This is a genomic window from Kitasatospora setae KM-6054, assembly GCF_000269985.1.
Classification (GTDB): domain Bacteria; phylum Actinomycetota; class Actinomycetes; order Streptomycetales; family Streptomycetaceae; genus Kitasatospora; species Kitasatospora setae.
The window spans coordinates 3,761,138-3,775,157 of record NC_016109.1; the positions used below are offsets into that span (position 1 = coordinate 3,761,138).

Below are 14,020 nucleotides of genomic sequence, written 5' to 3' on the forward strand. Positions count from 1 at the left end.
GCCCGCCGTCAGCGCAGCATCCCGGCGGCCTCGACCGCCCAGTAGGTGAGGATCTGCTCGGCGCCGGCCCGGCGGATCGAGGTCAGGGTCTCCAGGATGGTGCGCTCGCGGTCGATCCAGCCGTTGGCGGCGGCGGCCTCGACCATCGCGTACTCGCCGGAGACCTGGTAGGCGGAGACCGGCACCGGGGAGGCGTCGGCGATCTGCCGCAGCACGTCCAGGTAGGACATCGCGGGCTTGACCATGACCAGGTCGGCGCCCTCGGCGACGTCCTGGGCGAGTTCGCGCAGCGACTCGCGGGCGTTGGCCGGGTCCTGCTGGTAGGTCTTGCGGTCGCCCTTGAGCGAGGAGCCGACGGCCTCCCGGAACGGGCCGAAGAACGCGGACGCGTACTTGGCGGTGTAGGCGAGGATGCCGGTGTCCTGGTGGCCCGCCGCGTCCAGCGCCCGGCGGATGACGGCGACCTGGCCGTCCATCATGCCGGACGGGCCGACCAGGTGGACGCCCGCGTCGGCCTGGACGACGGCCATCTCGGCGTAGCGCTCCAGGGTGGCGTCGTTGTCGACCGAGCCGTCGGCGGCGAGCACCCCGCAGTGCCCGTGGTCGGTGTACTCGTCCAGGCAGAGGTCGGACATCACCACCACCTGGTCGCCGACCTCGGAGACCACGTCCCGGATGGCGAGCTGCAGGATGCCCTCGGGGTTGGTGCCCTCGGTGCCGGTGGCGTCCTGCACCTCCGGGACGCCGAACAGCATCAGGCCGCCGACGCCGGCCTCGACGGCCTCGACGGCGGCCCGGCGCAGGGTGTCGCGGGTGTGCTGGACGACGCCGGGCATCGAGGTGATCGGCTTCGGCTCGGTGATGCCCTCGCGGACGAACACCGGCAGGACCAGCTCGGCCGGGTGCAGCCGGGTCTCGGCGACCAGGCGGCGCATCGCCGGGGTGGAGCGCAGCCGGCGCGGGCGGACGGACGGGAATTCGGCGGACACTTCGAAGGCTCCCTGAGTCACGGAGAATGCGTCGGGGGGAGGCCCGAGGGCCTCCCCCCCGACCGGAGGGTCAGCGCGCCTTGCGGCGCGAGCCGGGGCGGCGTTCGCTCGGCCGGTAGACCGGCTCGCCCGCCGCGGTGGCGGCGTCCCGGCGGGTGGCCCCGAAGTCGGCCAGCGCCTGGGCGAGCGCGGACGCGGACGGGGCCGGGGCCATCACGTCCACCCGCAGGCCGTGCTCCTCCGCCGTCTTGGCGGTGGCCGGACCGATGCAGGCGATGACGGTCACGTTGTGCGGCTTGCCGGCGATGCCGACCAGGTTCCGGACGGTCGAGGACGAGGTGAACAGCACCGCGTCGAAGCCGCCGCCCTTGATCGCCTCCCGGGTCTCGGCCGGCGGCGGCGAGGCGCGCACCGTGCGGTACGCGGTCACGTCGTCGACCTCCCAGCCGAGCTCGACCAGGCCGGCCACCAGGGTCTCGGTGGCGATGTCGGCGCGCGGCAGCAGCACCCGGTCGATCGGGTCGAACACCGGGTCGTACGGCGGCCAGTCCTCCAGCAGGCCGGCGGCGGACTGCTCGCCGGAGGGCACCAGGTCGGGCTTGACGCCGAAGTCGACCAGCGCCTGCGCGGTGGTCTCGCCGACCGCCGCGACCTTGATGCCGGCGAACGCCCGGGCGTCCAGGCCGTACTCCTCGAACTTCTCCCGGACGGCCTTGACGGCGTTCACCGAGGTGAAGGCGATCCACTCGTAGCGGCCGGTGACCAGGCCCTTGATGGCCCGCTCCATCTGCTGCGGGGTGCGCGGCGGCTCGACCGCGATGGTCGGCACCTCCTGCGGCACCGCGCCGTACGAGCGGAGCTGCTCGGAGAGGCCGTGGGCCTGCTCCTTGGTGCGCGGGACGAGCACGTTCCAGCCGAACAGCGGCTTGGTCTCGAACCACGAGTGCGAGGCCCGGTGGGCGACCTGCGCGCCCACCACGGCTATCACCGAGGTCGCCGGGTCCACCGGGGCGGAGACCGGCGAGGGCAGCACCCGGGCGGCCTTCAGGTCGGCGGCGATGGCGGCCAGCGTGGAGGTGAAGGTGCGCTGCCGGGTGGTGGTGCCGGAGAGCGTCGCGGAGAGCGCCGCGTCGGGCTTGCGGCCGTGCGCGACCAGCGCGTTGGCGGTCGCGGGCAGCTGGCCCAGGGTGGTGCGGACCACCAGGGTGGTCTCCGGCACGCCCAGGTCGACGACCTGGCCGGCCAGCAGCGCCTCGGCGTCCACGAACCGGACGTCGGCGCCCTGGCCGCCGCGCAACGGCACGCCCGCGTAGGCGGGCACGCCCACCGACTGGGCGACGCCGGGGACGACCTCGAACGGCACACCGGCCTTGGCGCAGCGCAGCATCTCCTGGGCGGCGCAGCCGTCCAGGCCGGGGTCGCCGTCGACGGTGCGGACCAGGTGGCGGCCGGCCTTGACGGCGTCGGCGGCCAGGTCGGCCAGTTCCTTGCCGGCGTCGGCCGGGTCGATGACCTGGACGCCGCTGGGGCAGTGGGTGCGGACCGCGGCGGCGGTCAGCGGGTCGGCGATCAGCACGTCGGCGGTGCCGAGCACGTCGACGGCGCGCAGGGTGAGCAGTCCGGGGTCGCCGGGGCCGGCTCCGAGGAAGGTGCAGCGCCCTGCGGGCGGGTGGAATCCGGCGGCGGTCATCGGGCGCGCTCCCCCATCAGGTCGGCCGCTCCGGTGTCGAGCAGCCGGGCGGCCAGGGCGCGGCCCAGGGCCGCGGCCTGCTCCTCGGCGGTCCCGTCGGGGACGAGCGGGCCGTTGGCGGACATCTTGATCAGTTCGGTGCCGTCGGTGCTGCCGACCACGCCGTCCAGGCGCAGTTCGGTGCCGGCCCAGGTCGCCAGCGCGGCGACCGGGGCGGAGCAGCCGGCCTCCAGGGTGGCGAGCAGGGCGCGTTCGGCGACCACGGCGGCCCGGGTCGGGCGGTGGTCGAGCCGGGCCAGGACGGCGGCCAGGGTCGGGTCGACGCACTCGACGGCGAGCGCGCCCTGCCCGGGGGCGGGCAGCATCAGCTCGGTGTCGAGGTGCTCGGTGATCTCGGCGGCGCGGCCGAGCCGGTTGAGGCCGGCGGTGGCCAGCACCACGGCGTCGAGCTCGCCGGAGGCGACGAAGCCGATCCGGGTGTCGACGTTGCCGCGGATCGCCACGGTCTCCAGCTCGGCGCCGCGGGCCCGGGCCCAGGCGTTCAGCTGGGCCATCCGGCGCGGGGAGCCGGTGCCGACCCGGACGGCGCGGCCGGTGCTCTTGCCGACCAGCTCGGCCAGGGTCAGGCCGTCGCGGGCGACCAGCGCGTCCCGGGCGTCCTCGCGCTCGGGGACGGCGGCCAGCAGCAGCCCGGCGGGGGCGGCGGTGGGCAGGTCCTTGAGCGAGTGGACGGCCAGGTCGATCCGGCCCTCCAGCAGGGCGTCGCGCAGGGCGGAGACGAACACCCCGGTGCCGCCGATCCGGGCCAGCGACTCGCGGGAGACGTCCCCGTAGGTGGTGATCTCGACCAGCTCCACCCGGCGGCCGGTGATCCCGGCCACCGCCTCGGCCACCATGCCCGACTGGGCCATGGCGAGGGCGCTGCGGCGGGTGCCGAGGCGCAGCGGCGTCACTGTCTCTGGACCGTTCATGAGGCGATCGTCCTGGTCGTGCTGGGGGGCTGACGGGGTGTTCATCTGGTTGCTCCGGCGGGCGGGGCGGACGCTCCGGCGGGCGGGGCGAGGGCGGCCTGGGCGGCGGGGACGCCGCCCGGTGGGATCGAGGATCCCGCCTGGGCGCCGATCGGGGTGCCGGAGACAGCGTGCACTGCCGCGGGGTCCAAGTCGAACAGTTCGCGCAGGGCCTCCGCGTAGGAGGCCCCGCCGGGTTCGGCGGCGAGCTGCTTGACCTTGACGGTCGGGGCGTGCAGCAGTTTGTCGACCACCCGGCGGACGGTCTGCGAGATCTCCGCGCGGGAGCGCTCGTCCAGGTCCGGCAGCCGGGAGGTGAGGCGGGCGAGTTCGCCGCTGACCACTTCGGAGGCCATGGCGCGCAGGGCGACCACGGTCGGGGCGATCCGGGCGGCGCGCTGCGCCTGGCCGAAGGCGGTGACCTCGTCCGCGACGATGCCGGAGACGGCGTCCACGTCGCCGGCGCCGGGGGTGGCGGCGTGCGCGTGCGAGAGGGTCTCCAGGTCGACCAGCAGCGCGCCGTCGAGGTCGCGGACGGTGTGGTCGACGTCGCGCGGCATGGCCAGGTCGAGGAAGGCCAGCGGCCGGGCGGCGGTGCGGGAGGCGAGCGCGGCGGCGACGGCGGGGGCGTCGATCACGGTGCCGGCCGCGCCGGTGCAGGAGATCACCAGGTCGACGTCGGCGAGCGCCTGCGGGACCTTCGCGAAGTCCAGGACGCGGGCGGCGCCGCCGAGGATCTCGACCAGCCGCTCGGCGCGGGCCGGGGTGCGGTTGGCGACCAGCAGGTCGGTGACGCCCGCGCGGGCCAGGGTGGCGGCGGCCAGCGAGCTCATCGAGCCCGCGCCGACCACCAGGGCGCGCTTGCCGGCGATCGGGCCGGCGCCGGCCGCGACCTGCTCCAGGCCGAAGGTGACCAGCGACTGGCCGGCCTTGTCGATGCCGGTCTCGCTGTGCGCGCGCTTGCCGACCCGCAGGGCCTGCTGGAACAGCTCGTTCAGGCCGCGGCCCGCGGTGTGCTCCTCCTGCGCCCTGGCCAGCGCGTCGCGCAGCTGGCCGAGGATCTGGCCCTCGCCGACGACCATCGAGTCCAGGCCGCAGGCCACCGAGAACAGGTGGTGGACGGCGCGGTCCTCGTAGTGCACGTACAGGTGGGGGGTGAGCTCGTCCAGGTCGACGCCGCTGTGCCCGGCGAGCAGCTGGGACAGCTCGGCGACGCCCGCGTGGAACTTGTCCACGTCGGCGTACAGCTCGATCCGGTTGCAGGTGTTGACCAGCGCGGCCTCGCCGACGGTCGCCGAGGCGGCCGCGTCGTGCAGCAGCCGGGTCGGGGTCTGGCCGGTGAGCGCGGCGCGCTCCAGCACGCCGACCGGCGCGGTCCGGTGGCTCAGACCGACTACCAGAAGACTCATGCCCCCACCTCGTCGTGACGGATGTTCGTGCTCACGCCGGCATCACCGCGGACAGGTCGTCGTCCGGGCCGCCCTTGGCGGGTGCCGCGGGCGCGGCGGGCGCGGCCTTCGCCTGCTCGGCCTTGCCGCCGGCGGCCCGGCGCAGCTTCGCGGCGGCGGCGCGGACCGGGCCGGGGGCGCGGTCGAGCACCGAGTCGCCCGCGGCCGGCTCGTCGCCGGCCTTGCGCTGCTCGTGGAAGGCGAGGATCTGCAGCTCTATCGACAGGTCGACCTTGCGCACGTCGACGCCGTCCGGCACGGTCAGCACGGTCGGGGCGAAGTTCAGGATGCTGGTCACGCCGGCCTCCACCAGCCGGTCGCAGACCTGCTGGGCGGCGCCGGGCGGGGTGGTGATCACGCCGATGGAGACGTGCTGGGTGGCGACGATCTCCTCCAGCTCGTCCATGTGCCGGACGGGCAGGCCGGCGGCGGCGGAGCCGACCACGTGGGGGTCGGCGTCCAGCAGCGCGGCGACCCGGAAGCCGCGGGAGGCGAAGCCGCCGTAGTTGGCGAGGGCGTGGCCCAGGTTGCCGATGCCGACGATGACGACCGGCCAGTCCTGGGTGAGGCCCAGCTCGCGGGAGATCTGGTAGACGAGGTACTCCACGTCGTAGCCGACGCCGCGGGTGCCGTAGGAGCCCAGGTAGGAGAAGTCCTTGCGGAGCTTCGCGGAGTTCACCCCGGCGGCGGCGGCCAGCTCCTCGGAGGAGACGGTCGGGACCGAGCGCTCGGAGAGCGCGGTCAGGGCCCGCAGGTAGAGCGGGAGGCGGGCCACGGTCGCCTCCGGAATGCCCCGCGCACGCGAGGACCTGCGCGCGGCGCCCGGGTCGGGCGTCTGCGAACTGCTGGGTGAGGGTCGGCCGATTGCCACGCTGCTCCTGTGGGTGAAGCTGGGCTTGGACCGCCAGGCTATGCGTTTGTGAACGTGTGCACAAAGATGGTGTCCGATTTGTCCCCGAACAGTGACACGCATCACTCGTAACCCGCCGAACCGATCAGCGCCCGCGGGCCCTCCACCCCGGCCGGCCAGGGCCCGAGCTGCGCCACCCGGCGCAGCAGCGGGGCCGCGCCGCCGGCCCGCGCCGCCCGCGCGGGGGCCAGTCGCGGCCACGGCACCGGCGGCTGCCCGGCCGGCTGCTCGACCGACCGCTCCGGCGGCGGCTCCTCCGAGCAGCCGCCGGTCCGGCGGCAGTGCCGCAGCAGCTCCACCGTCGCCCGGGCGTCCCCCAGCGCGGTGTGCGCCGGGAACCAGCCGAGCCCGGCCGCGTCCACGCACGCCGAGAGCCCGTAGCCGCCCGCCTCCGGCAGCTGCCGGCGGGCCAGCCGCATCGTGCAGAGCAGCGGGACCTGCGGCAGCGCCACCCCGATCCGGGCGAACTCGCGCTCCAGGAACGCCCGGTCGCAGGTCACGTGGTGGCCGACCAGCACCCGGCCGGCCAGCAGCTCCAGCAGCCGCGGCGCGATCTGCCGGAACCTCGGCGCGCCCAGCACGTCCGCCTGCGCTATCCCGTGCACGTGGGTCGGGCCCACCGGTCCGCCCGGGTCCACCAGCGTGGCGAACTCCCGCTCGGTGCGCAGCCCGGCGTCCAACTGCACCACGGCGACCTCGACCACCCGGTGGCGCCAGGGGCTACGACCGGTGGCCTCGACGTCGACGACGGCGTAGCCGCTCATCGCGCCCTCCTCTTGCACAGCCCCCGGCGGACACGGAAACCGTTCGATCGTAAGCCGAGAGGAGGGCGAACTCCTAGGGCGATCTTCGTCGGGCGTCCACGAAGCAGTTCCGCGGGCGCCCCCGCCGCTACCCGCCCAGCGCCTTGCGCAGCCGGCTCTCGTCCACCCGCCAGAAGTCGTGCTGCCGCCCGTCGATCAGGGTGACCGGGATCTGCTCGGCGTACCGCTCGTAGAGCTCCGGGTCCTGGAGGACGTCCTTCTCCTCGAAGGTCGCGCCGAGGTCGGCGGTGACCTTGAGGACGACCGCGCGGGCGTCCTCGCAGAGGTGGCAGCCGGGCTTGCCGACCAGCGTGACGACGGTGTCGGCGGGGTTCTTCTTGGCGCGTCGCAACAGGTTCACCGGTTCATTGTGCCGCCGCGCGTTCACTGCGGCGGCACTCCGCCGACACGGGGTCGGGCGGCCGCGCTGACTATGCTCGTCGCATGGCCGCGCTGCGAAGGCTCACCCAGTCAAAGCGTTCCACCGACGACCGGACCGCCCTGGCGGGCGAGGCCGCGGCCGACGCCGCCCGGGCCCAGCTCCCGCCCGAGGACACGGCGGCGGAGGGGCCGCCGGCCGCCGCCGAGCCGGCCGGGGACCACACCCCGGTGCCCGGGGACGTCCGGGCCGCCGCGTTCTTCGACTGCGACAACACGATCCTGCGCGGGGCAGCGATCTTCTACCTGGGCGTCGGGCTGTACCGGCGGCGCTTCTTCTCCCGCCGCGACCTGGCCCGCTTCGCCTGGCAGCAGGCCGCGTTCCGGCTGCGCGGGTCGGAGAACCCGGACCACATCGCCGACGCCCGGGACAGCGCGCTCGGCCTGGTCGCGGGCAAGCGCACCGCCGACCTGGAGCAGATCTGCGAGGAGATCTTCGAACCGGTGCTGGCCGAGAAGGTCTGGCCGGGCACCCGGGCGCTGGTGCAGATGCACCTGGACGCCGGGCAGCGGGTCTGGCTGGTGACCGCCGCCCCGCAGGAGGTGGCCCGGCTGATCGCCCGCCGGCTGGGCATGACCGGCGCGCTCGGCACCGTCGCGGAGACCGCGGACGGCGTCTACACCGGCCGGCTGGTCGGCGGGATGCTGCACGGCCCGGCGAAGGCCGCCGCGGTGCGGGCGCTGGCCCGCCGCGAGCAGCTGGATTTGGCGCGCTGCGCGGCGTTCAGCGACTCCGCCAACGACATCCCGATGCTGAGCCTGGTCGGCCACCCGTACGTGATCAACCCGGACCGGGCGCTGCGCCGGCATGCGCGGGCGATGGGCTGGCGGGTGCGGGACTTCCGGACCGGGCGGAAGGCGGCCCGGATCGGCCTCCCGGCGGCGGCCGGGCTGGGCGTGCTGGCCGGGGCGGCCGCGGCGGCGGTCGCGGTGCACCGACGCCGGCGGGCCTGAGAGCGCGAGCGGACCTGAGAGCGCGAGCGGGCCTGAGAGCGCACTGGCGGGCCCCGGCCCGGCCCGCGTCAACACCGCGACGGCGACACGCCCCCCGGCGGGTGGTCGTGGCACGTCAGCGGGGGTGAACCGGCCCGCCCGGACGGATGGTCCGGGACCGTCCGGCGGTGACCGGAACTGATCGTTCGGCAGTCGGTCAAAGTCGTGGGTTGGGGGCGCGGATAGCGGGGAAACCCGGCCCGCGCCCCGGTGTTCGGTCACCGGATGTGCACAAGTGGTCACATTGAGCCGGATGGATGGCGCCAACTCCGGTCACCGACAGGTGAATATGCGCAAGAAGTGGACCTCATCCGACCACTTCGACCACGCGGTGTAGCTGTCATTGCACAAAGCGTTATTCTCTCCTGGATGCACGCCACCCGAACGTCCCCGTGACGGGTGGTCCGTGCGGCGTGCTCTCCGCACAGGCGGAGGTGATCCGTCCACAGTTCTGCCTCTGGGAGTCCCGTGTACCCACCCGTCCGGAACGACGCGCCAGCCACCTCCCGCCCGTCGACCGCCACTCTGCGCCGCGGTGTGCGCCTGGAACGGCTGTGGGCCGCGATCCGCGAGTTCGAACTGGCCGTTCCGCAGCTCGCGCCGGCCGGCCCGGCGTTCGCCGCGCCCGTCCCCGCGGTGCCGGTCGCGTTCGCCGCGCCGCTGCTGCGCTCGACCGCCACCGGCCCGACCGCCGCCGGCAGCCCGTCCGGCGGCGCCGCCCCGGCCGCGGGGGCGCGGGCCCGCACGGTGCCCGCCCCCGGCACCCGCGGCCGCTCGCGCAGCGCGCCCGCCGGGCCCGGCTACGACACCGAGCACAACCCGGTGGTGGAGCTGGTCGAGCGGGCCCAGAACGGCGAGAGCGAGGCCTTCGGGCGGCTCTACGACCACTACGCCGACACCGTGTACCGGTACATCTACTACCGGGTCGGCAGCCGGGCCACCGCCGAGGACCTGACCAGCGAGACCTTCCTGCGCGCGCTGCGCCGGATCGGCACCTTCACCTGGCAGGGCCGCGACTTCGGCGCCTGGCTGGTGACCATCGCCCGCAACCTGGTGGCCGACCACTTCAAGTCCAGCCGGTTCCGGCTGGAGGTCACCACCGGCGAGATGCTGGACTCCAACGAGTGCGAGCGCAGCCCCGAGGAGTCGGTGCTGGAGTCGCTCTCCAACGCCGCCCTGCTGGACGCGGTGCGCCGGCTCAACCCGCAGCAGCAGGAGTGCGTGACGCTGCGCTTCCTGCAGGGCCTGTCGGTGGCCGAGACGGCCCGGATCATGGGCAAGAACGAGGGCGCCATCAAGACGCTGCAGTACCGGGCGGTGCGCACGCTGGCCCGCCTGCTGCCGCCGGACGCCAGGTGATCCGCCGGCCGTGGACGCGATAGCCCACAGACCGCCGCCCAGCCCGTCGCCGCCGCCCCCGGCGGCCGACGGGGCGTCAACCCGGGCCGGGCGTCGGCACGTCCGGGTGACGGGGCGGTCATCTGCTCTGCTTAATACGCCAGGGGGGTCGTGCGTAACCGACTCCCGACACCGCTCGTTGGCCAGCGTGCAATCCGCCACCGGGCCCGCAGTCAAGTGCGAACTCGAACTGTCACCCGATGGTGTGGTTTCGGCCTGTCGGGACAACCAACCGGCGGGCCACGGTGTCGAAAACGACGAAGGGAGGTGTGGCCCGTGACGGCAAACGTGCTGGAGCACCGGCGGGCGAAGTCCTTCGCCGAGGCGCTGGAGGCCCACCAGAGTGACCACCGGAACAGCGGCTCGCACCGGGCCGGCTCCGCCGCCATGACCGAGCTCCTCGCCATGGCCGACGCACTCGGCGCGGTCCCCGCCCCCGGGCTCGCGGCCGAGACGCGGACGGTCCAACGCGCCCAGCTGATGGCCGCGTTCGAGCAGGAGTGGTCCGGCGGCGCACCCACCGCGGTCCTCCCCGCCCAGCGCGGCCGGCGCGCCCAACGCTCCCGCTGGGGCCGCCGGTTGGCGATCGGCGGCCTGGTCGCCGGCGTCGCGGTCGGCTCGCTGGCCGGAGCCGCCGCCGCGTCCACCAACGCCCTCCCGGGGGACGCCCTGTACGGCATGAAGCGCGGGCTGGAGGGCTTGCGCCTCGACTTCGCCGACAGCGACACCGAGCGCGGCGCCCTGCTGCTCCAGCAGGCGTCCACCCGGCTCGACGAGGCGCAGAGCCTGCTCGGCCGGGCCGACAGCCCCACCTCGCTCAGCCCGGCCACGGTCGACCAGGTCCGCCGCGCGCTCGACGACATGCACGCCGAGGCGCTGCGCGGCCGCGACCTGCTGCGCGCGGTCTACCGCAACGACGGCTCGCTCGCCCCGATGCGCCAGCTCGCCGGCTTCGCCGGGGAGGACCAGCGCTGGTCGGCCCTGCAGTCCAAGCTGCCCTCCGGGCTGAGCCCGCAGGCCAGCAAGGTCGACCGGCTGTTCGACGACATAAGCGAGGACGTCGCGCCGCTGCGCCTGGGGCAGGCCCCGGGCCAGAGCAGCGGCGGCGGCGACAGCGGCGGCGCCTCCTCCGGGGGCGGCGCGAGCAGCGGCACCGGCGCGGGCACCACCGCCGGCAGCTCGGCGGGCACCGGGACGGGCCAGCAGCCGCTGCTGCCCGGCCTGCCGGTCACCGGCGGCGCGGTCGGCGGGCACGCCCCGGCCACCGCACCGTCCTCCCGGGCCACCCCGAGCACGCCGGGCGGCGGCGCCGCGGGCGGTCTCGGCGACCTGCTGGGCGGCCTGACCGGCAGCGGGGCCTCCCCCGCCGCGTCCGGCTCCCCGGCGGCCGGCGGGGGCGCCCCGGCGAACGCCTCGCCGGCCCCCTCCGGCTCCCCGGCGGCCCCGCCGGCGGACTCCGGGCAGGGCATCACCATCCCGCCGCTGATCCCGGGCCTGCTGCCCGGGCTGACGCTGAAGTAGCGCGCCCCGGGTGGCGCCCACCGCCCGGGGGCGCCACCCGTCAGCCGAAGACGTCAGCCGAAGACCGACCGCCGCTGCACCAGCAGCTTGTACAGCGTGTGCTGGATGGTCTCGCGCACCTGGTCGGTCAGGTTGAAGACCAGCATCGGGTCCTCGGCCGCGTCCTTCGGGTAGCTGTCGGTGGGGATCGGCTCGCCGAACTGGATGGTCCACTTGGTGGGCAGCGGGATCGCGCCGAGCGGCCCGAGCCAGGGGAAGGTCGGCGTGATCGGCACGTAGGGCAGGCCGAGCAGCCGGGCCAGCGTCTTGAAGTTGCCGATCATCGGGTACGTCTCCTCGGCGCCGACGATCGAGCAGGGCACGATCGGCACCCCGGCCCGCAGCGCGGAGGCGACGAAGCCGCCGCGGCCGAAGCGCTGCAGCTTGTAGCGGTCGGCGAAGGGCTTGCCGATGCCCTTGAAGCCCTCCGGCCAGACCCCGACCACCTCGCCGCGCTCCAGCAGGGCCTGCGCGTCCTCGTTGCAGGCCAGGGTGTGCCCGGCCTTGCGGGCCAGCTCGTTGACCACCGGCAGCACGAAGACCAGGTCGGCGGCGAGCATCCGCAGGTGCCGGTCGGCGTGGTCGTGGACGGCGACCTGGGTCATCAGGGCGTCCAGCGGGATGGTGCCGGAGTGGTTGGCGACGATCAGCACGCCGCCCTCGGCGGGGATGTGCTCGGTGCCGCGGACCTCGATCCGGAAGTACTTCTCGGCGAGCGGCCGGAGCAGCGCGAGGAAGACCTCCTCGGTGAGCTCCCGGTCGAAGCCGAAGTCGTCGACCTCGTAGTCGCCGGTGAGCCGGCGGCGCAGGAAGCCGAGGCCGTTCGCGGCGCGCTGCTCCCAGTCCTTGCCGAGGACCCGGGTGGCGGTGGCGCCGAGCTGCCCGGCGAGGGCGGTGCCGACGCCGTCGGCGATCCGGTCGGCGAGGCCGGGGCGGGCGTCCGGGTCGGGCCCGCACCAGCTGGGGGCGGACTCGATCGGGATGACCTTGGCCGCCGGATCGGCGGACTCCCGGGCGGCTGTCATCGCGGCCTCGATTCCTGGTTCCGGGTGGGGTGGTTCCGGGCGGTGGGGCGGTCGCCGAGCGCGTCCGCGAGCCGGTCGGTGACGGCGGTCAGCCGCTCCGGCGGCAGCGGCCCGGGCGGGCAGTGCGCGACGAAGTCGGCGAAGGTCTCGGAGGTGGTCCGGCGCGGGGCGTAGCCGAACCGGTCACGCAGCTGGGCGGTGTCCACCACCCGCCCGTGGGTGAGCAGTTGGAGCTGCTCCTGTGAGAACGCGCGGTCCGCGGGGGCGGACAGCTGCCGGGCCAGCTGGGCGACCAGGCCGAGCGCGGGCCGCAGCAGCGGGACGGTGGGGCGGCCGAGCCGGCGGGCGCACTGGGAGAGCAGCAGGACGCCGTCCCCGGCGACGTTGTAGGTGCCGGTGGGGGCGGCGGCCAGCGCGGCCAGCCGCAGCACCTCCTGGGCGTCGTCCTCGTGGACGAACTGCAGCCGGGGGTCGTGGCCGAACGCGGTGGGCAGCAGCGGCAGCCGGAAGTACGCGGCGAGCGGGGTGTCGCCGTCCGGGCCGAGGATGTTGGCGAAGCGCAGCACGGTGACGGCGACGTCGGGGCGGCGGCGGGCGAAGCCGCGGACGTAGCCCTCGACCTCGGCGGCGTCCCGGGCGAAGCCGCCGGGGGGCAGCGCCTTGGGCTGGGTGCGCTCGCCGAACACGGCGGGGTCGCGGGGCGCGGAGCCGTAGACGGCGGTGGTCGACTTCACCACCAGCCGGCGCACGCCGGGGGCCTGCTGGCAGGCGCCGAGCAGCTGCATGCTGCCGATGACGTTGCTCTCCTTCACCGCGGCCCGCCCGCCGTGGCCGAGCGCGGTGACGTTGAGGTGCACGACGGTGTCGACGCCGTGCTCGGCGATCACCCGGGCGATCGCCGGGCGGCGCGGGTCGACCTGGGCGTACCGGACGCCGAACGGCAGTCCGGGCGGCGGCGGGGCGGCGTCCACCCCGACCACCCGGTCGACCTCGGGGTGCTCGGAGATCCGCTCGGCGAAGCGCGCGCCCAGCGGGCGCGCCACGCCGGTGACGAGCACGACCTTGCCCACGATGCCCCGACCTCCCTGGATGCCCACCCTGGGGTGCACCGTACCGCGCGGAGGGGACGGGGGCTCAAACGCCACTGCCCGCCCAGGGGATTTCTCCCCTGGGCGGGCAGTGCCAGACCGACGGCGCCAGTTCTACCTGCGTCGCTGAACGCGTGTGCGGGGTCGTCCCCCGCTGGAGCGAGGAAGGCGCCGACCGGTGTTACTTCTTGTTGCGACGCTGAACGCGAGTCCTCTTCAGAAGCTTGCGGTGCTTCTTCTTGGCCATACGCTTGCGACGCTTCTTGATGACAGAGCCCACGGAATTTCCTCGCTCACTCGGACCCGCGCCCGTGAGAGACGGGAGTCCATACGACTGACGGAGGGCCTAGCCTACCGTCCACGTCGCGTTTGCCGTAATCGGTGCCCCCTCGGGGCTCCGGCCTACGCGCTTTCCAGGCGCACGTAGGACTCCTGGAGGTACTCGTGCACCTTCTGCTCGGGCACCCGGAAGGAGCGCCCGACCCGGATGGCCGGAAGCTCACCGCTGTGCACGAGACGGTAGACCGTCATCTTCGACACCCGCATCACCGAGGCGACCTCGGCCACGGTCAGGAAGACGACATCCTGCAGGGGACGCTCGCCGGAACTCATGACCCATCACCCGACCCTTACCCGTGTGCAAGGCACCGGCTTCCCCTCCGGTGACT

The 14,020-nt window shown here is 74.9% G+C and carries 14 protein-coding genes; 3 read left to right on the forward strand and 11 right to left on the reverse strand.

Annotation, left to right across the window (positions count from 1 at the left end; genetic code table 11):
* Positions 1-8: 8 nt before the first annotated feature.
* The 7 genes from hemB to KSE_RS16625 all read right to left on the reverse strand — a co-directional run bounded on the left by hemB (position 9) and on the right by KSE_RS16625 (position 7,211).
* Entirely contained in the window at positions 9-989 is a 981-nt protein-coding gene (hemB, locus tag KSE_RS16595; protein ID WP_014136476.1) for a porphobilinogen synthase, read from the reverse strand.
* Positions 990-1,059: 70 nt separating this feature from the next.
* A complete protein-coding gene (locus KSE_RS16600) occupies positions 1,060-2,679 on the reverse strand; it encodes a bifunctional uroporphyrinogen-III C-methyltransferase/uroporphyrinogen-III synthase (protein ID WP_014136477.1) in 1,620 nt (539 codons plus the stop codon).
* Positions 2,676-3,650 (reverse strand): hydroxymethylbilane synthase, encoded by a 975-nt coding sequence (gene hemC, locus KSE_RS16605; protein ID WP_033257785.1) that lies wholly within the window; start codon positions 3,648-3,650, stop codon positions 2,676-2,678. Before hemC ends, KSE_RS16600 begins: the two co-directional genes overlap by 4 nt.
* 41 nt (positions 3,651-3,691) lie before the next feature.
* Entirely contained in the window at positions 3,692-5,098 is a 1,407-nt protein-coding gene (locus tag KSE_RS16610; protein WP_014136479.1) for a glutamyl-tRNA reductase, read from the reverse strand.
* Positions 5,099-5,129: 31 nt separating this feature from the next.
* Entirely contained in the window at positions 5,130-6,008 is an 879-nt protein-coding gene (locus KSE_RS16615) for a redox-sensing transcriptional repressor Rex (protein ID WP_014136480.1), read from the reverse strand.
* Positions 6,009-6,109: 101 nt separating this feature from the next.
* The gene (locus KSE_RS16620) at positions 6,110-6,811 is read right to left on the reverse strand and encodes a 3'-5' exonuclease (RefSeq protein WP_014136481.1); all 702 of its coding nucleotides are present in this window, start codon (positions 6,809-6,811) and stop codon (positions 6,110-6,112) included.
* Between the two features lie 127 nt (positions 6,812-6,938).
* Positions 6,939-7,211 (reverse strand): glutaredoxin family protein, encoded by a 273-nt coding sequence (locus KSE_RS16625; protein WP_014136482.1) that lies wholly within the window; start codon positions 7,209-7,211, stop codon positions 6,939-6,941.
* An 83-nt stretch (positions 7,212-7,294) separates the two neighbouring features.
* Between KSE_RS16625 and KSE_RS16630 the strand changes: the two genes are divergently transcribed.
* The 3 genes from KSE_RS16630 (at position 7,295) to KSE_RS42830 (ending at position 11,200) form a co-directional block, all read left to right on the forward strand.
* On the forward strand, positions 7,295-8,242 hold the full coding sequence (locus KSE_RS16630) for an HAD family hydrolase (RefSeq protein WP_014136483.1): 948 nt from the start codon (positions 7,295-7,297) through the stop codon (positions 8,240-8,242).
* A gap of 507 nt (positions 8,243-8,749) precedes the next feature.
* Positions 8,750-9,640 (forward strand): ECF subfamily RNA polymerase sigma factor, BldN family, encoded by an 891-nt coding sequence (locus KSE_RS16635; protein ID WP_051055249.1) that lies wholly within the window; start codon positions 8,750-8,752, stop codon positions 9,638-9,640.
* Between the two features lie 315 nt (positions 9,641-9,955).
* A complete protein-coding gene (locus tag KSE_RS42830) occupies positions 9,956-11,200 on the forward strand; it encodes a DUF5667 domain-containing protein (protein ID WP_033257748.1) in 1,245 nt (414 codons plus the stop codon).
* 53 nt (positions 11,201-11,253) lie between these two features.
* On the opposite strand, the gene KSE_RS16645 is transcribed toward KSE_RS42830, so the two are convergent.
* The 4 genes from KSE_RS16645 to KSE_RS16655 all read right to left on the reverse strand — a co-directional run bounded on the left by KSE_RS16645 (position 11,254) and on the right by KSE_RS16655 (position 13,964).
* Positions 11,254-12,264, reverse strand: coding sequence for a lysophospholipid acyltransferase family protein (locus KSE_RS16645; protein ID WP_014136486.1), 1,011 nt, complete (start codon positions 12,262-12,264; stop codon positions 11,254-11,256).
* Positions 12,261-13,334: an NAD-dependent epimerase/dehydratase family protein gene (locus KSE_RS16650; RefSeq protein ID WP_033257749.1), complete on the reverse strand. Its 1,074-nt coding sequence runs from the start codon at positions 13,332-13,334 to the stop codon at positions 12,261-12,263. The genes KSE_RS16645 and KSE_RS16650 overlap by 4 nt, the downstream gene beginning before the upstream one ends.
* A gap of 199 nt (positions 13,335-13,533) precedes the next feature.
* The gene (locus KSE_RS40055; protein ID WP_003948845.1) at positions 13,534-13,632 is read right to left on the reverse strand and encodes a 30S ribosomal protein bS22; all 99 of its coding nucleotides are present in this window, start codon (positions 13,630-13,632) and stop codon (positions 13,534-13,536) included.
* A gap of 122 nt (positions 13,633-13,754) precedes the next feature.
* Complete coding sequence (locus KSE_RS16655; RefSeq protein ID WP_014136488.1) at positions 13,755-13,964, reverse strand: helix-turn-helix domain-containing protein; 210 nt, start codon at positions 13,962-13,964, stop codon at positions 13,755-13,757.
* Between the last annotated feature and the right edge of the window lie 56 nt (positions 13,965-14,020).